Source organism: Luteimicrobium sp. DT211 (assembly GCF_049844995.1).
GTDB lineage: Bacteria > Actinomycetota > Actinomycetes > Actinomycetales > Cellulomonadaceae > Luteimicrobium.
Genome location: NZ_JBNCMC010000002.1, coordinates 455,620 through 475,977 on the forward strand (window position 1 = coordinate 455,620; position 20,358 = coordinate 475,977).

16 protein-coding genes are annotated in these 20,358 nt (G+C 74.3%); 6 read left to right on the forward strand and 10 right to left on the reverse strand.

Going from position 1 to position 20,358, the window contains the following annotated elements; translation table 11 throughout:
* Positions 1-94: 94 nt before the first annotated feature.
* Together acnA and ACLQ14_RS06260 are read right to left on the reverse strand one after the other, a co-directional pair.
* Complete coding sequence (gene acnA, locus ACLQ14_RS06255; RefSeq protein WP_425811004.1) at positions 95-2,836, reverse strand: aconitate hydratase AcnA; 2,742 nt, start codon at positions 2,834-2,836, stop codon at positions 95-97.
* A 137-nt stretch (positions 2,837-2,973) separates the two neighbouring features.
* Positions 2,974-5,493 (reverse strand): HAD-IC family P-type ATPase, encoded by a 2,520-nt coding sequence (locus ACLQ14_RS06260; RefSeq protein WP_425811006.1) that lies wholly within the window; start codon positions 5,491-5,493, stop codon positions 2,974-2,976.
* A gap of 134 nt (positions 5,494-5,627) precedes the next feature.
* Between ACLQ14_RS06260 and ACLQ14_RS06265 the strand changes: the two genes are divergently transcribed.
* The 3 genes from ACLQ14_RS06265 (at position 5,628) to ACLQ14_RS06275 (ending at position 10,949) form a co-directional block, all read left to right on the forward strand.
* The gene (locus ACLQ14_RS06265; protein WP_425811008.1) at positions 5,628-5,858 is read left to right on the forward strand and encodes a helix-turn-helix domain-containing protein; all 231 of its coding nucleotides are present in this window, start codon (positions 5,628-5,630) and stop codon (positions 5,856-5,858) included.
* Positions 5,855-7,165, forward strand: a complete 1,311-nt coding sequence (locus ACLQ14_RS06270) for a HipA domain-containing protein (RefSeq protein WP_425811010.1) — start codon at positions 5,855-5,857, stop codon at positions 7,163-7,165. Before ACLQ14_RS06265 ends, ACLQ14_RS06270 begins: the two co-directional genes overlap by 4 nt.
* Positions 7,166-7,256: 91 nt before the next feature.
* Positions 7,257-10,949: a S8 family peptidase gene (locus tag ACLQ14_RS06275; RefSeq protein ID WP_425811012.1), complete on the forward strand. Its 3,693-nt coding sequence runs from the start codon at positions 7,257-7,259 to the stop codon at positions 10,947-10,949.
* 79 nt (positions 10,950-11,028) lie between these two features.
* Here the strand turns inward: ACLQ14_RS06275 and ACLQ14_RS06280 are convergent, their stop codons facing one another.
* Both ACLQ14_RS06280 and ACLQ14_RS06285 read right to left on the reverse strand, forming a co-directional pair.
* Positions 11,029-12,396 carry a class I SAM-dependent RNA methyltransferase gene (locus tag ACLQ14_RS06280; protein WP_425811014.1) on the reverse strand — a complete coding sequence of 456 codons (1,368 nt, stop codon included), beginning with the start codon at positions 12,394-12,396 and terminating at the stop codon, positions 11,029-11,031.
* Positions 12,397-12,407: 11 nt separating this feature from the next.
* The gene (locus tag ACLQ14_RS06285) at positions 12,408-14,411 is read right to left on the reverse strand and encodes an APC family permease (RefSeq protein ID WP_425811016.1); all 2,004 of its coding nucleotides are present in this window, start codon (positions 14,409-14,411) and stop codon (positions 12,408-12,410) included.
* A 137-nt stretch (positions 14,412-14,548) separates the two neighbouring features.
* Between ACLQ14_RS06285 and ACLQ14_RS06290 the strand changes: the two genes are divergently transcribed.
* Together ACLQ14_RS06290 and ACLQ14_RS06295 are read left to right on the forward strand one after the other, a co-directional pair.
* Positions 14,549-15,208: an NAD-binding protein gene (locus tag ACLQ14_RS06290; protein WP_425811643.1), complete on the forward strand. Its 660-nt coding sequence runs from the start codon at positions 14,549-14,551 to the stop codon at positions 15,206-15,208.
* Complete coding sequence (locus tag ACLQ14_RS06295; RefSeq protein ID WP_425811018.1) at positions 15,208-15,969, forward strand: potassium channel family protein; 762 nt, start codon at positions 15,208-15,210, stop codon at positions 15,967-15,969. Before ACLQ14_RS06290 ends, ACLQ14_RS06295 begins: the two co-directional genes overlap by 1 nt.
* Here the strand turns inward: ACLQ14_RS06295 and ACLQ14_RS06300 are convergent.
* The 4 genes from ACLQ14_RS06300 to dut form a co-directional block, all read right to left on the reverse strand.
* The gene (locus ACLQ14_RS06300; RefSeq protein WP_425811020.1) at positions 15,905-16,735 is read right to left on the reverse strand and encodes a DUF3159 domain-containing protein; all 831 of its coding nucleotides are present in this window, start codon (positions 16,733-16,735) and stop codon (positions 15,905-15,907) included. The genes ACLQ14_RS06295 and ACLQ14_RS06300 overlap by 65 nt on opposite strands.
* Complete coding sequence (locus ACLQ14_RS06305; protein WP_425811022.1) at positions 16,725-17,093, reverse strand: OB-fold nucleic acid binding domain-containing protein; 369 nt, start codon at positions 17,091-17,093, stop codon at positions 16,725-16,727. Before ACLQ14_RS06305 ends, ACLQ14_RS06300 begins: the two co-directional genes overlap by 11 nt.
* Positions 17,093-17,860: a DUF3710 domain-containing protein gene (locus tag ACLQ14_RS06310; protein ID WP_425811024.1), complete on the reverse strand. Its 768-nt coding sequence runs from the start codon at positions 17,858-17,860 to the stop codon at positions 17,093-17,095. Before ACLQ14_RS06310 ends, ACLQ14_RS06305 begins: the two co-directional genes overlap by 1 nt.
* A 91-nt stretch (positions 17,861-17,951) precedes the next feature.
* Positions 17,952-18,428 carry a dUTP diphosphatase gene (gene dut, locus ACLQ14_RS06315; RefSeq protein ID WP_425811026.1) on the reverse strand — a complete coding sequence of 159 codons (477 nt, stop codon included), beginning with the start codon at positions 18,426-18,428 and terminating at the stop codon, positions 17,952-17,954.
* A 65-nt stretch (positions 18,429-18,493) separates the two neighbouring features.
* On the opposite strand from dut, the gene ACLQ14_RS06320 reads away from it, so the two are divergent.
* Positions 18,494-19,090, forward strand: coding sequence for a DUF3093 family protein (locus tag ACLQ14_RS06320; protein ID WP_425811028.1), 597 nt, complete (start codon positions 18,494-18,496; stop codon positions 19,088-19,090).
* 58 nt (positions 19,091-19,148) lie between these two features.
* Here ACLQ14_RS06320 and ACLQ14_RS06325 read toward each other — a convergent pair whose 3' ends face one another.
* Entirely contained in the window at positions 19,149-19,451 is a 303-nt protein-coding gene (locus tag ACLQ14_RS06325; RefSeq protein ID WP_386800070.1) for a DUF4193 domain-containing protein, read from the reverse strand.
* A gap of 241 nt (positions 19,452-19,692) precedes the next feature.
* On the reverse strand, positions 19,693-20,355 hold the full coding sequence (locus ACLQ14_RS06330) for a trimeric intracellular cation channel family protein (protein ID WP_425811031.1): 663 nt from the start codon (positions 20,353-20,355) through the stop codon (positions 19,693-19,695).
* Positions 20,356-20,358 lie beyond the last annotated feature (3 nt).

Here is a 20,358-nt window from a genome sequence, read left to right on the forward strand (position 1 = left end):
GTGACCCGCACCGGACGCGCGGACACCCCCGGGGACGGCGACGGCCGGGCCGACCCGAAGGTCGACCCGGCCGTCACGTCCCGCGTGGTGCAGGTCAGTGCACGAGCGAGCGCAGCACGTACTGCAGGATGCCGCCGTTGCGGTAGTAGTCCGCCTCACCGGGCGTGTCGATGCGCACGACGGCGTCGAACTCGACCGTGGTGCCGTCGCCCTTGGTGGCCGTCACGTGGACGGTCCGCGGCGTCGGGCCGTCGTTGAGCGCCGCGATCCCGGCGATGTCGAACGTCTCGGTGCCGTCGAGGCCGAGCGACCCGGCGTCCTCACCCTCGGGGAACTGCAGCGGGAGGACGCCCATGCCGATGAGGTTGGAGCGGTGGATGCGCTCGAAGCTCTCGGTGATGACTGCCTTCACGCCCAGGAGCGCGGTGCCCTTGGCGGCCCAGTCGCGGCTCGAGCCGGAGCCGTACTCCTTGCCGCCGAGGATGACGAGCGGCGTGCCCTGCGCCGCGTAGTCCTGCGCGGCGTCGTAGATGGTGTCCTGCGCGTCCTTCACGAAGTTGTACGTGAAGCCGCCCTCGACACCATCGAGGAGCTGGTTCTTCAGGCGGATGTTCGCGAACGTGCCGCGGATCATGACCTCGTGGTTCCCGCGGCGCGAGCCGTACGAGTTGAAGTCCTTGCGCTCGATGCCGTGCTCCGTGAGGTAGCGGCCGGCCGGGCTGTCGGGCTTGATCGCGCCCGCGGGGCTGATGTGGTCGGTCGTGACCGAGTCGCCGAGCCTCGCCAGCACGCGAGCACCCGCGATGTCGGCGACGGGCTCCGGCTCGAGGCCCATGCCCTCGAAGTACGGGGGCTTGCGCACGTAGGTCGAGTCGTCGTCCCACTCGAAGACCGAGCCCTCGGGCGTCGGGAGGCCCTGCCAGCGCTCGTCGCCCGCGAACACGTTCGCGTAGTCCTCGGTGAACATGTCCCGGTCGATCGACGAGTCGATCGTCGCCTGGACCTCGTCCGGCGTCGGCCAGATGTCGCGGAGGAAGATCGGCGTGCCGTCGGCGTCGCGTCCCAGCGGGTCGGACTCGAAGTCGAAGTCCATGGTCCCGGCGAGCGCGTACGCGATGACGAGCGGCGGCGACGCGAGGTAGTTCATCTTCACGTCGGGGTTGATGCGCCCCTCGAAGTTGCGGTTGCCCGACAGGACCGAGGCGACGGCGAGGTCGTGCTCGTTGACCGCGGCCGACACGTTCTCGTCGAGCGGGCCCGAGTTCCCGATGCACGTGGTGCAGCCGTAGCCGACCAGGTTGAAGCCCAGCTTGTCGAGGTAGGGCCACAGGCCGGCCTTCTCGTAGTAGCCGGTGACGACCTGGGAGCCGGGCGCCGTCGACGTCTTGACCCACGGCTTGGAGGTGAGGCCCCGCTCGACGGCGTTCTTGGCGAGCAGGCCCGCCGCCATCATGACCGACGGGTTCGACGTGTTGGTGCACGAGGTGATCGACGCGATCGCGACGGCGCCGTGGAACAGCTCGAAGCTGTTGCCGCGCGCGTCGGTCACAGGCACGAGGCGCGTGGCCTTCGACGTGACGGCGGGCGAGTCGGACGCCGGGAACGACTCCTCCTCGGCCTCGTCGACGCCGTTGCCGACCTCGGGTGCGTAGACCGGCAGGTCGCGCAGGAACTGCTCCTTGGCGCGGGACAGCTCGATGCGGTCCTGCGGGCGCTTCGGGCCGGCGATCGACGGGACGACCGTCGACAGGTCGAGCTCGAGGTACTCGGAGAAGACGGGCTCGCGCGACGGGTCGTGCCAGAGCGTCTGCTCCTTGGCGTACGCCTCGACGAGCGCGACCTGCGCGTCGGAGCGGCCCGTGAGGCGCAGGTAGTCGAGCGTGACGTCGTCGATCGGGAAGATCGCCGCGGTGGAGCCGAACTCGGGGCTCATGTTGCCGATGGTGGCGCGGTTCGCGAGCGGGACCTGGGCGACGCCGTCCCCGTAGAACTCCACGAACTTCCCGACGACGCCGTGGCCGCGCAGCTGCTGCGTGATGGTGAGGACGACGTCGGTCGCGGTCACGCCGGCCGGGATCGAGCCGGTGAGCTTGAAGCCGACGACGCGCGGGATCAGCATCGAGACGGGCTGGCCGAGCATCGCGGCCTCGGCCTCGATGCCGCCGACGCCCCAGCCGAGCACGCCGAGGCCGTTGACCATCGTGGTGTGCGAGTCGGTGCCGACGCAGGTGTCCGGGTAAGCCCGGAGAACGCCGTCCACCTCACGCGTCATGACCGTGCGCGCCAGGTACTCGATGTTCACCTGGTGCACGATGCCGGTGCCCGGGGGGACGACCTTGAAGTCGTCGAAGGCCGTCTGGCCCCAGCGCAGGAACTGGTAGCGCTCGTGGTTGCGCTCGTACTCGATCTCGACGTTGCGCTCGAACGCGCCGGCCGACCCGAAGACGTCGATCTGCACCGAGTGGTCGATGACGAGCTCGGCCGGGGCGAGCGGGTTGATCCGCTCGGCGTCGCCGCCGAGCTCGGCGACGGCCTCGCGCATGGTCGCCAGGTCGACGACGCAGGGCACGCCCGTGAAGTCCTGCATGATCACGCGCGCCGGCGTGAACTGGATCTCCGTGTCGGGCTGCGCGTCGGGGTCCCAGCCGGCGAGGGCGCGGACGTGGTCGGCGGTGATGTTCGCGCCGTCCTCCGTGCGCAGGAGGTTCTCGGCGAGGATCTTCAGGCTGTACGGGAGGCGCTCGAGGCCCTCGACGGCGGCGAGCCGGAAGATCTCGTAGTCCTGGTCACCGACGGTGAGGTTTCCCTTCGACCCGAACGTGTCGACGCTGCTCACGGTGCAACTCCTGTCTGCTGGCGAGAGGTGACGAGGGGCACGCCGGCGTCGGCGCGCGCGGCCCGTCAGGGGGCTTGTCAGGGCATTGTGGGGGGCTTTGGTTCAGCGTACGCCAGCATACCGTAGATATCTTGACGTCAAGATATCGAGGGGTGACGGCCCCGCGCGCCGATCACGCGGTAGGCGATCTCGATGAGCGCCCAGCCCACCACGACGACGACCGCGGCGAGCGCGAGCTGCCCGGCGTCGAGCACCTCGAGCGCGAAGAAGTCCCGCGTGAACGGGATCGCCCAGGCCCCCGCGGCGCAGGCCGCCATGGCGATCACGAGCCAGAACCGCCAGCTGCGCCCGTGGCGCCAGGGCCGTGCCGCGATCCCCAGCACCCACAGCGCGAGGCCGAGCAGGACGAGCGTGGCGACCGACCGCGCCTCGACCGTCGGGTCGCCCTGGCCCCGCGAGACGAGGTACGCCGTCAGCACGCCCGCGCCGATCACGACGCCCGACGGCACCGCGTACGTGAGCACGCGCCGCAGGAACCCGGAGACGTAGCGGGTGTCGTTGGGCGGCAGCGCGAGGAAGAACGCCGGGATGCCGATCGTGAGCGAGCTGACGAGCGTGAGGTGGCGCGGCAGGAACGGGTACGGGACGGCGAGCAGCACGACGGCGACGGCGAGCAGCGCCGCGTACGTCGTCTTGGTGAGGAACAGCCCCGCGACGCGCTCCATGTTCGCCATGACACGACGCCCCTGCCCGACGACGCCGGGCAGGGTCGAGAACCGCCCGTCGACCAGGACGAGGCGCGCGACCGCCTTGGTGGCGGGCGCCCCGTTGCCCATGGCGATCCCCAGGTCGGCGTCCTTGAGTGCGAGCGCGTCGTTGACGCCGTCGCCGGTCATCGCCACGACGTGCCCGCGGGACTGCAGCGCGTGGACGATCGCGCGCTTCTGCTCGGGCCGCACGCGCCCGTAGACGCCGTGCTCGTCGAGGATCTCCGCCAGCGCCGCAAGGGAGTCGGGGTCGGGCTTCCCGTCGACGTCCGCGACGTCGGGCAGCTGCCGCGCGTCGTACCCGACGAGCGGCGTGTCGCCCTGCTCCGGGCCGCCGGACCGCACGCCCGTCGCGATCGCGCCGACCGTCTCGGGGTCGTCGCCCGAGATCACGATGGTCCGCACGCCCTGCTGGTGGAAGTACGCGAGGGTCTGGGCGGCGTCTGGACGCACGTGCTCGCCGAGCACGCACACGACGGCGGGCACGAGGTCGGGGGGCAGCGGCTGCTCGGGGTCGGGCAGCCCGGCCGGCGCCTCCGCCAGCAGCACGACGCGCGAGCCCGCGCCCGCCGCCTCGCGCACGAGCGCGAGCGTGTCCCGGGCGGCGTCGTCGTCGCGGCCGCCGAGCAGGACGTCCGGGCCGCCGAGCACGTAGGCGCGCTCGGCCGTGGCGACCGCGGACCACTTGCGCGCCGACGAGAACGGCACCGCGTCCGTGACGACGGCGGGCCGCTCGTCGATGCCGTCGCCCGCCGCGAGGGCGGTCGCGTTGGCGCCGGGGTCGGCCGCCTGCGCGGCGAGGACGGCGAGGGCGCTCCGTGCGCGGGGACCGCTCGCGCCGCCCTGCGTGCCGTCGTCGGGCAGGACGACGTGGCGCTCGCTCAGCCCGACCGTGCCGTCGGTGATGGTGCCCGTCTTGTCGAGGCACAGGACGTCGACGCGGGCGAGGACCTCGACGGCGGGCAGCTCCTGGACCAGGACGCCCTGGCGTGCGAGGAGGATCGCCGCGAGCGCGAAGTTGAGCGAGGTGAGGAGCACGAGGCCCTCGGGGATCATCCCGACAACCCCTGCGACCGCCGCGACCACGGCATCGCGCCACGACCCGTCGTGGAACGAGCTGGTGATGCCGCCGGTGGAGCGGAGCTGCGACCAGGCCAGGAGGAGCGCGACGGGGACGATGCCGACGGAGACGACCGCGAGGACCTTGTTGATGCCCTCGCGGAGCTCGGAGCGCGCGACGGAGAAGCGCCGCGCCTCGGTCGCGATGCGCTGGGCGTAGGCGTCGGCGCCGACGGCCGTGACGTGGACGGCGGCGCTGCCGGCGACGACGACGGACCCGGAGAGCACGGGGTCGCCGGTCTGCTTGCGGACGGAGCGGGACTCCCCCGTGAGCATGGACTCGTCGATCTCGAGCCCCGCGACGTCGAGCACGGTGCCGTCGGCGGGCACCTGGTCCCCGGTCGCGAGCAGGAGGACGTCGTCGAGGACGATCTCCGCGAGGGGCACGTCGACGTCCTCGGCCCCGGCGGGCGTCGCCCGCCGGACCCTGGCCGGCGACTCGGTGAGGAGCGAGAGCTGGTCGAGCGTGCGCTTGGCACGGTATTCCGTGGCGATGCCGATGCCGGCGTTGACGACCATGACCACCGCGAACACCGCGTCGGGCCAGCTGCCGGTCGCGAGGACGAGCACGGCGGCGATCGCGAGGATGAGGTTGAAGAGCGTGAGGACGTTCGCGCGCAGGATGGCGCCGAGGCTGCGCGAGCTGGCCCGCTTGACGTGGTTGACCTGGCCGGCGGCGACACGCTCGGCGACCTGCGCCTCGGTGAGCGGCCCGGGGACGGTCGTGGTGGCGAGGGTGCCGGCGGGGGCGTCGTCGGCGGGGGTCGTCATGGGACCCGAGCCTAGCGGAGCCCCGACCCTGTTGTGCGGATATCGTGACACGGGCACGGTGTGCTGATATCCTCACTTCGAGTCATTGTCACGTTATCCGCACACCGCGTCGTCCGCACACCCCAGGAGCCGTCATGACCGACCGACCCGAGTGGGCCTTCGTCACGCGCGCGAGCGACCTCGGCGACTTCCTGCGCCGACGCCGCACCCAGCGCGGGCTCACGCAGGCCCAGCTCGCCGACGAGCTCGGCATCACGCGCCGCTACCTCGTCGAGATCGAGCAGGGCAAGCCCAGCCTCTACACCGACCGGCTGTTCGCGCTGCTGCGCGAGCTCGACGTCGTACTCAAGGTCGAGGCGTCGTGAGCGCGCCCGCCACCGAGCTCGACGTGTGGCTGTACGGCACGCGCGCGGCCACGGTCCGGCCCGCCGCCCGGGGCCGCTCGGGCATCGACGTCGCCTGGGCCGACGCGGCCCTCGGCCGCTGGGGCGTGGGCTCGCGCGTCCTGTCCCAGCTCCTCCCCCTCGGTACCCCCGCCGGGTCGCACCCGGCGCGCGTCCGGGTCTGGCTCGAGGGCCTGCTGCCCGAGGGGCGCGCCCGGGACTCGATGGCACGCGAGCACCGCATCGACCCCGACGACACCCTCGCGTTCCTCGCCGTCTACGGGCGGGACACCGCGGGCGCCGTCGTCCTCGTCCCCGCGGGCACGCCCGACCCCGCGACGACGGCGCGCACCGAGCCCATCGGCGAGGCAGGGATCGCGGCCATGCTCCGCCAGGCCGCGAGCCACGGCTCCACGGCCGACCGGCTCGACTCCCTCACGTCGCTCGCCGGCATGGAGCCCAAGATCGCCCTCGCGCGGGCCGCCGACGGGTGGGCGCGCGTGCGCGACGGCGCCGCCTCCACGCACATCCTCAAGCTCTCCCGCCCGCCCGGCACCGCGACGTCCGACCTCGTGGACACGGAGGCGGCCGCCCTCGACCTCGCGCGCCGGGTCGGGCTGACGACCGTCGAGGCGCACGTCGCGACGTTCGAGGACCAGCGCGCGCTCGTCGTCTCCCGGTTCGACCGGACCGCGAGCGCCGGGACGAAGGCGGTGCCGGGCGGGCCGGACACAGTGGGACGCGTCCACCAGGAGGACCTGGCGCAGGCGCTGGGGATCGCGACGACGGACCCGGACCGGAAGTTCCAGCACGGGCGGGCGACGCCGTCGTACGCGGACGCGGCGCGGGTCCTGACGGACGGGGGCTCGACGGCGGACGCGCTGCTGCGCCTGGTGACGTTCACGGTGGTCGTGGGGAACACGGACGCGCACGCGAAGAACCATGCGTTCGTGCGGCACGCGGACGGCGCCCGCGCGAGCCTGGCCCCGGCCTACGACGTGTCGATGCACCTGCACTCCCCCGCGTCGTCGGGGCGGCTCGCGCTGGCCGTGGACGGGCGGGACGACGCGCGGGCGGTCGGTGCCGGGGATCTTGTGGCGGAGGGGCGGTCGTGGGGGTTGGCGGCGCGGCGGGCGGCGCGCGTCGTCGCCGACACCCTGGAGCGGATGGTCGCGGCGCTCGAGGACGTCGACCGCGAGCGCCATCCGGGCGTGTCCGCGGCGGCGTGGGCGGTGGTCGACGGCCGGGCGCGGGACCTCGCGAGGCAGGCTGCCGACCCGGCCGGCTGAGGTCGTCTCCCCTGGCGGACGTCCGCCATGTCGGATGTCCGCCACCGGCGAAGCCTAGGATCGCGCGGCCCGGGCGGCTTACATCCGTGACATGCGATCCATCTCCAGACGCCGGGCGGTCCCGGCAGCCACTGCGCTCAGCCTGGCGCTCGCCGGGTGGGCGGGGGCGTCGGCGGCGCCCGCCGGCGCCTCGACGGGTGAGGCGGGCATCCCCGCCGCGACCCCCGACTCCTACGACGTCACCCTGATCACGGGCGACGTCGTGCACTACACGGACGGGCCGGGGACGAAGGACGTCGTGACGGTCGACCTGGCCGACGAGGACGCCGGCGGGGTGCAGGTGCAGACCCGGGGCGACGACACGTACGTGGTCCCGGTGCAGGCGATGCCGCTGCTGGCGGCGGACCGGCTGGACCCGCGCCTGTTCGACGTCACCCGGCTGGTGGCGATGGGCTACGACGACGCGCACGCCTCCTCGGTGCCCGTCATCGTGACGGCGTCGGGCACGGGCCGGTCGGCCCGTCCCCCGGCCGCGCCCGGCGGTTCCACGGCCGTGCGCACGCTCCGCTCGATCGACGGCACCGCGCTGCGGACCGACAAGGACGAGGCCCGCACGTTCTGGACGCATGTCGCGCCGGGGAAGGCTCCGCAGACCCTCGGCGCGGGCATCGGCAAGGTGTGGCTGGACGGGCAGGTCGAGGCGTCGCTCGCGAACGAGACCGCCCAGATCAGGGCGACCGACGCGTGGCAGCAGGGCTACGACGGCTCGGGCGTGAAGGTGGCCGTGCTCGACTCGGGGGTCGACCTCGACCACCCGGACCTGGTGGGACAGGTGCTGGAGTCCCAGAGCTTCGTCGCCGGTCAGGGCGTGGACGACGGCAACGGCCACGGCACGCACACGGCGTCGACGATCGCCGGGACGGGCGCGGCGTCCGGCGGCACGGAGAAGGGTGCGGCGCCGGGCGCCGAGCTGCTGGTCGGGAAGGTTCTCGGCGACGGGGGCACGGGCGAGGACTCGGACGTGATCGCGGGCATGGAGTGGGCGAAGGCGCAGGGCGCCGACGTGGTGTCGATGAGCCTCGGCTCTCCCGACGGCTCGGACGGCGAGGACCCGATCTCGCAGGCGCTCGACGCCCTGTCGGCCGACGGGGGCCCGCTGTACGTGGTCGCCGCCGGCAACGCGTACGACCCGGGCACGATCGGGTCGCCGGGTGCCGCCGCGGCCGCGCTCACCGTGGGTGCCGTCGACAAGGTCGACGAGCGGGCGGACTTCTCCAGCCAGGGCCCGCTGACCGGGACGCACAGCCTCAAGCCGGACGTCTCGGCGCCGGGCGTGGACGTCCGCGCGGCCGCCTCGCAGTCGGTGCCGGGGTGGACCGGCGGCCTGTACCGGACGATGAGCGGCACGTCGATGGCCACGCCCCTGGTCGCGGGCGCGGCGGCGATCCTCAAGGAGCGTCACCCCGACTGGACTGGCGCGCGTCTCAAGGACGCGCTCATGACCACGGCGGACCGCGCGGACGAGACCCCGTTCGAGGTCGGCACGGGGCGCGTCGACGTCGCGGCCGCCCTCGGCACGACCGTGGAGGCGACGGGCTCGGTCGAGACCGCCGCGTACGACTGGCCGAACGCCGACGCCAAGGCCGCGACCCGCACCGTCACGTACCGCAACGACGGCGACGCGGACGTGACGCTCGCCCTGTCCACCGGCACGGACTCGGCCGCCTACGCACTGTCGGCGTCGTCGGTGACGGTCCCGGCGCACGGCACCGCGGCCGTCACCCTGACCATCGACCCGTCGAGGGTCGCGGCGGGCACGACGTTCTCCGGCCAGGTCACGGCGACGGACACGGCGTCGGGCGCGGTGGTCGCGCACACGGCCTACGGGCTGTTCAAGGAGGACGAGAGGTACGACCTCACCATCAAGCTCAAGGACCGCAGCGGGAAGCCGGTCGCGGACACCGTCACGCTGCACGACCCGGCCTCCACCGACCCGGTCCTCCTCGCCGTCGGCGCCGACGGGGAGGCGACGGTGCGGCTCCCGCCGGGACGCTACGTCGTCTCCAGCTACCTGGACGTCCCGGGCGACGCCGCCGGCGAGCTCGGCGAGGCGCTGCTGATCTCCCCGGAGGTCACCCTCGACGCGGACCACCCCGGCGGCACGGCGGTCCTCGACGCCACGACGGTGCGCAAGGCGTACGCCGTCCCCCCGCGGGCGGCCGAGACGACCCAGACCGTGTTCGGCCTGTCGCGCCACTACGCCGACGACCCGGCCGCCGACTGGACGACGTCCGACCTCCTCCCGGGCAAGTACGACGCGCTCTACCTGTCGCCGACCGCGACCGTCGACGACGGCTCGATGAAGGCGTTCGTGACCTGGCGGATGCGGCAGAAGGCGCTCACCGCGCGGACCGGCAAGGGCGACGACGTCGCGCTCGTCCCGCAGACGGGGGGCGTCTTCCACGACGGCTCCAGCACCTTGCGCACCGTGTACGCGGGGCAGGGCGCCGCGGCCGACTACGACGGGCTCGACGTGCGCGGCAAGGCCGTCCTCGTCGACCTCAGCGCCGCGGTCACCGCGAACCAGCGGGCCCAGGCGGCCTCGGCCGCCGGCGCCGCGATGCTCGTCGTCGTCAACGACACCCCGGGGCGCCTGTACTCGACCTCCTCGGGCGCCGGGGACCTCACCATCGCGTCCGTCGCGCAGGAGGCGGGCGCCCGCCTCGTCGCCGAGGCACGGTCCCCGCGGGGCGGCGTCCTGCACGTGACCCAGCGCCAGTACCCGGACTACACCTACGACCTGGTCGAGACGTTCGACGGGGGCATCCCGAACCGCTCGCTGGCCTACCGGCCGAGCAACGGCCACCTGGCCCGCGTGGAGAGCAGCTACGACGCGACGCCGGGCACGACCGGCTACGGCGGGCGCTACTTCGTCCCCGCCTGGGGTCCCGCGCTGGGCGGCGACGCCTACGAGCTCTACGGTCGGACCGTCACCGAGTACGTCACCCCGAGCACCGGCGACGTCGGGACCTGGTGGGCGCAGCACCAGGGCCTCGGCGCCGCGGCGAGCTACTGGGAGAACGGCTACGAGCCGTCGTACCCAGCGGGGCGCCCGACGCGGGAGGGCTGGTTCGCGACGGTGCAGGCCCCGCGCCTCGCCCAGGGCTACTCGGTCAGCTACACCAAGGCGGGCACGCTCACCTGGAACGTCCCGACCCTCTCGGGCGGAGACGACGGCCACGCCGGGTTCGGCGGGACCGCGCAGAGCGCGTTCTACCGGGGCGACACCCAGGTGGCCAAGGTGAGCGCCCGCGCGGGGCGGGCCGTGGGCATGACCGCGGGCTCCTACCGGCTCGTGCTCACCGGGCAGCGCAGCACGGCGGCCTGGAGCACGTCGACGGCGACCAGCACCACCTGGGGCTTCGACTACACGCCGCTGCCGTCCGACGGCGCGGCCCGGGCCGACCTGCCGCTCCTGAACCTCGGCTACGACGTCGACACCGACCTGCAGGGCGCCGCGAAGGCGGGCAAGCGCCTCCCCCTGACGCTGACGGCCGCCACGTTCCCCGGCGTCGTCACGGCGACCTCGGCCGCGCTGCAGGTCTCCTACGACGAAGGCGCGACGTGGCAGCCGGTGACGCTCAAGCGTGCCGGGGCCGGGCGGTGGACGACGGACCTGCGCACCCCGCGCGACGCGACGTCGGTCTCGCTCCGGGCGAGCGCACAGGCGCCCGGCGGGCTCACGGTCCAGCAGGACGTGATCCGGGCCGTCGCGCTGCGCTGACGCGGGACCGGCCGTGGCCGGGTGAGGCGGATCCCCGCCGCGCCCGGCCACGGGCGCGTCCGGGGCCCTGTCGAGGCGGTCAGCCCCGGCGCGTGAGCGTCGCGACGGCCTCGAGGTGGTGGGTCATGGGGAACAGGTCGAACGCGCGCAGCGCGGACAGGTCGTACCCGTGCCCCGCGAACAGGGCGACGTCGCGGGCGAGCGCAGCGGGGTCGCACGCGACGTACACCACCGCGTGCGGGGCGAGGTGCGCGACCTGGTCCACGACGACGCGCCCGGCGCCCACGCGCGGCGGGTCGAGGACGACGGCGTCGGCATGGGCGAGGCCGCCGCTGCTGCCGGCGGCCGCGCGCAGGGCCGCGAGGACGTGGTCGACCGGGCCGGCGTGCAGCTCGACGTGGGGCCGGTCGTGCAGGGCGCGGCGGGCGTCCTTGACGGCGCGCGGCGAGCCCTCGACGGACACGACCCGGCCCGCACCGCCCGCCGCGTCGACCGCGTCCGAGAGGGGCAGCGTGAACAGGCCCGCCCCGGCGTACAGGTCGAGGACCGTGGCGCCACCCAGGCCGCCGGCCGCCGTCAGGGCGTCGAGGACGGCGCCGACCAGGACGGCGGGAGCCTCGCGGTGGACCTGCCAGAACCCGTCCGCGGCGAGGCGGTGGGTCCAGGTGCGCTCGCCGACGGTCACCGTCTCGGTGACGGTGCGCCGGGCGTTGGGGCGGCGGTCGGCGCGGCCGCCGGACCAGGTGAGGCCGTCAGCGAGCAGCAGGGGCGGGGCGGGGCTCGCGCCGGGCCGGCGGTCCGCCGCGGGCGCGACGAGCTCGAGCCGGGTGCCGGGCTCCCAGCGGCGGGTGAAGACTCCCTCGGCGTCCGCGAGCGCCAGCACGTCCTGCGTGGCGAGCGGCATGGGGCCGCCGGGGGCGGCGGGGTCGAGCGCGACGACGTCGTGGGTGCGGTAGCGGTGCATGCCGGCCCGGCCGTCGGGCCCGGCGACGAGCTCGATGCGGGTGCGCCAGTGCAGGCCAGCCTGCTCGGTGTCCCCGGGCGCGGCCTCGACGCGGACGGGGCCGCCGGGCAGCTCGTCGGCGGGCAGCCGGCCGAGGCGCTCGAGCTGCTCGGCGAGGACGCCCGCCTTCCAGCGGTGCTGCCCGTCGAGGGAGACGTGGGCGAGCTCTCCCCCGCCGACGCCGCCCGGACCCGCGGCGGGCCAGGCGCTCGGGACGCGGTCGGGCGAGGGCTCGAGGACCTCCACGGCATCCGCGCGCCAGAACCGGGCGGTGTCGGGGTCGTCGCCGGTCTCGGTGATCCGCGCGAGCACTCGCTCGCCCGGCAGGGTGTGGCGCACGAAGACGACGCGGCCGTCCGTGCGGGCGACGCAGTGCCCGCCGTGGGCGACGGGCCCGACGGTCAGCTCGACGAGCTCGCCGGTGGTCGTGGTCGTGGGTGCCATGGGCGGGCCTCTCAGCGCCGGTGGAGCCAGGTCGCGCCGACCCGGGTGTTCTCGAGGCCGGTGTGGCCCTCGCTGGACTCGAGCTGCCAGGGCACGGACGCGACGACGACGCCGGGCGTGAACAGCAGGCGCCCCTTGAGGCGCAGGGCGGACTGGTTGTGCAGGAGCTGCTCCCACCAGTGCCCGACGACGTACTCGGGGATGTAGACGACGACGAGGTCGCGGGGCGACTCGCGGCGCACCGACCGGACGTACTGCAGGACGGGGCGCGTGATCTCGCGGAACGGGGAGTCGAGGACGCGCAGCGGCAGCGGCAGGTCGAGCGCGTCCCACTCGGCGGTCAGGGCGGCGACCTCCTCGGCGTGGACGCCGACGGTCACGGCCTCGAGGACGGACGGCCGTGAGGCGCGGGCGTAGGAGATCGCGCGCATCGCGGGCTTGTGGAGCTTGGAGATCAGCACGATCGCGTGGACGCGGCTGGGCAGCGCTCGGGCGGCCGCGGCGTCGTCGAGCGAGAGCTCCTGGGACACCGACTCGTAGTGACGACGGATGCCGCGCATGAGCGTGTACAGGACGGCCATGGCGAGGATCGCGATCCACGCGCCGTGCGTGAACTTCGTGGCGAGGACGATGAGCAGGACGACGCCGGTGAGGCCGAACCCGAACCCGTTGACCATCCGGGACCGGATCATCCGTTTGCGGCCGGCGGGATCGGTCTCGGTGCGGAGCTTGCGGGTCCAGTGCCGGACCATGCCGAGCTGGGACAGCGTGAACGACACGAAGACGCCGACGATGTAGAGCTGGATGAGCCGGGTGACTGTCGCGTCGAACGCGACGATCAGGGCGATCGCGCCGAGCGCGAGCACGATGATCCCGTTGGAGAACGCGAGCCGGTCGCCGCGCGTGTCGAGCTGGCGCGGCAGGTAGCCGTCCTTGGCGAGGATCGACCCGAGCACGGGGAACCCGTTGAACGCCGTGTTCGCCGCCAGGACCAGGATCACGCCGGTCGCCGCGGACACGATGTAGAACGCGACCGGGAACCCGGAGAACACGGACTGGGCGAGCTGCCCGATCACGGGGTGCTGCACGTAGTTCGCGGCGACCGCGTGCCCGCCGTCCCGCAGCTGGGTGGCGGGGTCCTCGACGTACTTGGCGCCGATGTCGCGGGCCAGGACGAGGATCGCGAGGATCATCGCCGCGGAGATGGCACCCAGGAGCGCGAGGGTCGTGGCCGCGTTCTTCGACTTGGGCTTGCGGAACGCGGGGACACCGTTGCTGATGGCCTCGACGCCGGTCAGGGCCGCGCACCCGGACGCGAACGCGCGCGCCACCAAGAACGCGCCGCCCAGGCCGACGAGCCCGTTCGACAGGTTGTCGGACGCGACGATGTCGAAGCCCGCGGACTCGGCGTCGGGCAGTCCGCTGGTCAGGAAGCGCACGAACCCGACGATCGCGGTCACCCCGATCGCCGCCATGAAGAAGTACACGGGGATCGCGAAGAACCGGCCCGACTCCTTGACGCCGCGCAGGTTCGCGACCGCCAGCAGGATCACGACGGCGATCGCGAACGGCACCTCGTGCCCCCGCAGCGCGGGTATCGCGGACGCCGCGTACTGGGTCCCCGACGAGATCGAGACCGCGACCGTGAGGACATAGTCGACCATGAGCGCGGACGCGACCGACAGCCCGGCCCCCGGTCCGAGGTTCGTGGTCGCGACCTCGTAGTCCCCTCCCCCGGACGGGTACGCGCGCACGTTCTGCCGGTACGACGCGACCACCGTCACGAGCACCACCACGACCGCGACGCCCACCCACGGCGAGACGGTCGTCGCCGTGAAGCCGGCGAGCGCGAGGGTCAGGAGGATCTCGTCGGGCGCGTACGCGACCGACGACAGGGCGTCGGAGGCGAACACGGGCAGCGCGAGGCGCTTGGGCAGCAGCGTGTGGCCCAGGCGGTCGCTGCGGACGGGACGCCCCAGCAGGAGCCGTTTGGCGGCGTCGGCGAGATCGGACACGAGGCACCATGCTACGCGTGCGAGCACCTCCGCGACGGCGGGCACGAGCACCCGGCGGGGCGCCCGTCCCCCCGCCGGACGGACGCCGGGCGGGGCGCGCTCGCGCTGGTAGCGTCGGCGCTGTGCACTTCGTGATCATGGGATGCGGGCGCGTCGGCGCCACGCTCGCCCAGTCGCTCGAGGCGAGCGGCCACTCGGTCGCCGTCGTCGACCAGAACCCCGAGGCGTTCCGCCGCCTGCCCGCCGAGTTCGACGGCAAGAAGGTCACGGGCGTCGGGTTCGACCGCGACACCCTCGTCCAGGCGGGCATCGAGGACGCGTACGGGTTCGCGGCAGTCTCCGACGGCGACAACTCCAACATCCTCGCGGCGCGCGTGGTGCGCGAGACGTACGGCGTCGAGAACGTCGTCGCCCGCATCTACGACCCGCACCGCGCGGAGATCTACCAGCGCCTCGGCATCCCCACCGTGGCCACCGTCCGGTGGACCAGCGACCAGGTGCTGCGCCGCATGCTGCCCCTCGGGGCGACCGACGAGTTCCGGGACCCGTCCGGGCAGGTGCGCCTGTGCCAGCTCGACTACCACCCGGAGTGGATCGGCACGACGATGCAGATGATCGAGCAGGCCACCCGGACCCGGGTCGCCTACCTGTCCCGGTACGGCGACGGGGTGCTGCCGAGCCAGGACTCGGTGCTGCAGGAGAACGACGTGCTGCACCTCCTGGTGCGCAGCGACGACGTGGACCGGGTCGAGCGCGTGCTCACGCGCGCCCCCCAGATCGAGGAGCAGGTGGGCTGATGCGGGTCGTGATCGCCGGTGCAGGCTCGGTGGGGCGCTCGATCGCCCGCGAGCTGCTGGGCCACGGGCACGAGGTGACGCTGATCGACCGGCAGCCGTCGGCGATGCGGGTCTCGCAGGTCCCCGACGCGGACTGGCTGCTCGCCGACGCGTGCGAGCTGCCGACCCTGACCGAGGCGCGCGTGGACGAGTGCGACGTCATCGTCGCCGCCACGGGCGACGACAAGGCGAACCTCGTCGTCTCGCTCCTCGCCAAGACCGAGTACGGGGTGCCGCGCACCGTGGCCCGCGTCAACAACCCGCGCAACGAGTGGATGTTCGACGAGTCGTGGGGCGTGGACGTCGCCGTCTCGACGCCGCGGATCATGACCGCGATGGTCGAGGAGGCCGTCGCCGTCGGCGACCTCGTCCGGATCTTCACGTTCCACCAGTCGGGCGCGGACATCCTCGAGCTCACCCTGCCCGACGGCTCCCCGCTCGCCGGGCGGCGCGTCGGGTCCGTCCCGTGGCCCGACGACGTCGTTCTCGCCGCGATCGTCCGCGGGCCGCGCCCGCTCGCCCCCAGCGCTGACGACACCCTCGAAGCCGGCGACGAGCTGCTGTTCGTGGCGGGCGCCGAGGTCGACGAGGACGCCCTGCAGCGCCTGCTCGCCCCGGACGGCGAGCTCGCCGACGGCGGCGACGTGCTCGCTGAGCTCAGGCCGGTGCGGCTGCCCGCCGCGCCCGGTGCGGGATCAGCACCCACGTCGCCCACAGCGTGAGGCCCCACAGCGGCAGCCCCATGACGAGGCGCGCGGTCCCCAGCCAGCCGACCGAGTGGTCGAGGTACAGCGGGACCTGCACGGCCAGGCGCACCGCGAACATCGCCACCCAGACCCACGTCGCGAGCGCGTAGCGGCGCACGAGCTCGCGGTCCGCGCGCCACGCCGTCGGGAAGGTGGGGCGCTCGGGTCCCTCGGGTTCCATGGGCTCCTCGGCTGCGCCGTCCCGCGCGGCCACGACCTCGCCCGACGGCGCGGCGGGGCGCGCGGGCGCCCGACCGCCGGCGAGCACGCCGCCGCCCAGGCCCGAGCGCAGCAGCTCCACGACGACGCCCACGGCGGGCCACCGCACGACGACCGTGACGAGGCACCCGACGAGGTACACGGCGTTCGTCAGCAGCCCCACCGCGTAGTAGTTCTCCGCGCGGTGCGACGTGGCCGCCCACAGCACGCCGATCCCGACGCCGACCAGGCCGCCGAGCGCGTGGACGGGGGGCGTGCGGGCCAGGAGGCGGGCCACCACGAGGAGCACGGCCACGGCCACCGACGCCCACAGCGTCGCGGACAGGGAGCTCGTGATCACGTAGACCACGACGAACACCAGGCCCGGGAGCATCGACTCCACCAGGCCGCGCACGCCGCCCACGGAGTCGAGCACCGAGAAGTCGTCGGACGCCAGCGCGCGCACGCCCCGCGCGTCGTCGGGCGCGGCGCCGGCCGCGGCGGCGTCACCAGCGGTGGCGACGCCGTCGGCCTCACTCGGCATGACGCGAGCGCAGCTCGTAGCGCGGGTTGAAGACCGTCGGGCGGCCGCCCGACGTGCTCACCAGGCCCTCGACCCGCAGACGCGAGCCCGGCTCGATCCCGGCGATCCGCCGCCGGCCCAGCCACACGAGGTCCAGCGACCCCGTGCCGTCGAAGAGCTCCGCGGCGAACGCGGGCACGCCCTCGCGCGGGCGCAGGGTCACCGACCGCACCACCCCGGAGACCTGGGCGCGGCGGCGGTCCGGCAGCGAGCCGATCGCGCAGCAGCCCGACTGGCGCGACGCCTCGTCGCGCTCCTCGTCCGCCGCGATCTCGTCGCGCGAGGCCAGGGCGTCCTTGAACGCCGTCCGCATGCCCATCAGTGGATCTCCGTGATCTCGGGGCCGCGCTGGAGCGGGTTGAAGCCGCCGGCCGGCGGCTGCGCGTGACCGGTGCTGGTCCCGTCCTCGCCGGCCGCGGCGTCTGCGTCCCCCGCGGCGTCACCCTCCGGCTGGGCGGGCGGGTTGAGCTCGAGGACGTCGCGCGGCGGGCGGGCCTGGTCGCCGCGCACCACCACCGTGTTCGCGAACACGAACTCGAGCGTCGTCGCGGCCTCGGGCTCGACGGCCGCCCGGCCGGTGATCACGCCGCGCAGGAACCAGCGCGGGCCGTCGACGCCGAGGAACCGGGCCGGGCGGAAGCCCGTGCGGCCGTCGGCGCCGGCGACGGGGAGGCGCGCGAGCAGCTCGCGCCCGAACGGGCCGGGCACGTCGTCCGCGGCGCCGCCCTGCTGCTGCACCGACGACGCGATCTCCTCGCGGATCTCGTCCCAGATGCCCTGGCTGCGCGGCGCGGCGAACGCCTGCACCTGCAGCACCGAGCCCTCGACCGTGCACGCGACGCCGGTGAACTTGCTCGTCCGGCGGTCCTGCTCCAGGCGGAGCCGCATGCCGGGGACCCCGGGCACCAGCAGACCGCCCAGGTCGAGACGGCCCGACGTGTCGTCGATCTCGGCCGCGTCGAACGGCCCGGACGTGCGGGGCTCGCCTCCGTCCGAGGGCGACCCGGACTCGCCGCCCTCGCGCGCGAGGGCGCCCTCCTGGTCGGCACGGCGCTCGTCGGCCGTGGCCCGTCGGAAAAGCCCCACGTTGATCTCCTCGTCAGTACCGTCGGGCGCGCGCGATCGTCGCACGCGCTCGGTTTCCAGCGTAGTCCCGCCGCGCGGACGCGCGGGACCGTCAGGGGGCGGTCGCGCCCGCGCCGCCGAACCCGCCCGACGACCCGAACCCGCCGTCGCCGCGGTGCGACCCGGGCAGGCGCTCGGCCTCGACGAACCGCACGCGCTCGACCCGCTGGACCACGAGCTGCGCGATCCGGTCGCCGCGGCGCAGCGTGAGGGACTCGGTGCGGTCGGTGTTGAGCAGCGTGACCTTGATCTCGCCCCGGTAGCCCGCGTCCACGGTGCCGGGCGCGTTCACGACGGTCAGCCCGTGCCGGGTCGCGAGGCCCGAGCGGGGGTGCACGAACGCCGCGTACCCGTCGGGGAGCGCGATCGCGACGCCGGTGGGGACCAGGGCCCGTTCACCAGGGCCGAGCACGACGTCCTGCGTCGTCACGAGGTCCGCGCCCGCGTCCCCCGGGTGCGCGTAGGACGGCAGGGGGACGCCGTCGTCGAGACGCTGGAGCAGGACGTCGGGCACCTCGGAGCTGGACACGAGGCGTGAGCCTAGTTGCTCCGCGCGCGGCCGGTCCACGCGGGCGGCTCTGGCATCCTGGTGCCATGCCCGAACCCACGGCCCCCGCCCGCGGCACCGACCCCGTCGCCGCCACCTTCCGCGAGCGCCTGCGACCCTCCGCCGCCTACCTCGTCGGGGCGGTGTGCGTCGGGTTCATGCTCGGGCTGACCCTGTGGCTGTTCTCCCCGGTCCTGACGCTCGTCGTCGGCGCCGTCGCCGCCGTCGTCCTCGCCGTCGTCCTGTGGGCCGCCTCCCCCGTCGTCGCGGTCGGCCCCGGGCCCGACGGCGCACCCTGGCTCTGGGCCGGGAGGGCGCGCATCCCCGTCGCCCTCCTCGCCGCCCCGCGCGCCCTCGACGCCGCCGCGCTGCGCGCCGAGCTCGGCCCGGGCTCCGACGCCCGCACCTTCGCGTGCCTGCGCCCGTGGGTGCGCGCCGCGGTCCACGTGCGCGTCGTCGACCCGGAGGACCCCACCCCCGGGTGGCTCGTCGGGTCGCGGCGCCCCGCGGAGCTCGAGGCCGCGCTGCTCGCGGCCGGCGCCCGGCCGGTGCAGCAGGGTGACGGGCGCGAGAACCCGGACCACGAGAACAGCGACGAGCACGGCGCCGGCCCGGAACGAGGAACGGCTGCCACCCGAGGGTGACAGCCGTGTGGTCGAGCGGGGCTCGCAGGAGCCTGCGGCTCCCGTCCTCGCGATCAGGTCAGGCGGCGCACTCCGTGCACACCGGCTGGCCGTCCTTGGTGGTGTAGGCGAGCTGGGAGCGGTGGTGCACGAGGAAGCAGCGCGAGCACGTGAACTCGTCGGCCTGCCTGGGGAGCACGCGGACGGACAGCTCTTCGCCTGAAAGGTCAGCGCCCGGGAGCTCGAAGCCCTCCGCGGCCTCCGTCTCGTCCTCGTCCACAACCCCCGAGCTCTTGTCGGACCGGCGCGCCTTGAGCTCCTCGAGGGAGTCCTCGGACATCTCGTCGTCGGTCTTGCGCGGGGCGTCGTAGTCAGTTGCCATCGGTGGGGTCACACTCCGGTCGTTCGTCGGACGGTGCGTGCCGGAAGGACGGGGGTCACCGACCAGCCGGGCACTGCGCGTTCAATGCACGCGCGACCGGTTTCATTCCCGGTCGGCGAAGGGAGATTCTGCACCATGCGGTGACCGCCCGCAGCCCGGAACCGGTCCCCGGGGCCGAACTGTGGCGGACTTCACCCTGCCGTGCACGTCCGTGCAGGTCAGGAGCGTGTCCCCGCGGACGTCAGCGGGGCCTCCGGCCACCGTTCCACGGACCCGGCCACGCGGCCTGCGCGCCGTCGGGCAGCACCCAGCCGCGCCACAGCGACAGCAGGCGGAACGCCACGACGCCGATCGCGACGAGGGTGGCCGACCAGCCCGTCAGCCACCCCTCGTGCCACAGCAGCACCGTCGCCGCCGCGCCCGCGAGGGCCGGGACCGCGTAGAGCTGGCGGTCCTGCAGGACGAGCGGGACCTCGCCGGTCAGCACGTCGCGCAGGACGCCCCCGCCGACGCCGGTGAGCGTGCCGACGATCACGGACGCGAGCATCCCGGCGTCGTACTGCAGCCCCTTGGTGGTGCCGACGATGACGAACAGGCCCAGGGCCCCGGCGTCGAGCACGACGATGGCGCGCCGCATGCGGGCGATGCCGGGATGGAAGAACCAGATCGCGACGCCCGAGAGCAGCGCGGTGCCGACGAGCACCGGGTCGGTGATGCCGACGGGCGGGGTGGCGCCGATCAGGACGTCGCGGAGCATGCCGCCCCCGAGCCCCGTGGCGCCGGCGAGGACGAGCACGCCGAAGACGTCCAGGTGCTTGCGCACGGCGGACAGCCCGCCCGACAGCGCGGCGAAGAAGACGCCGGCGATCTCCAGGGCGGGCGCGGCGTGCAGGACGACGGTCACGTC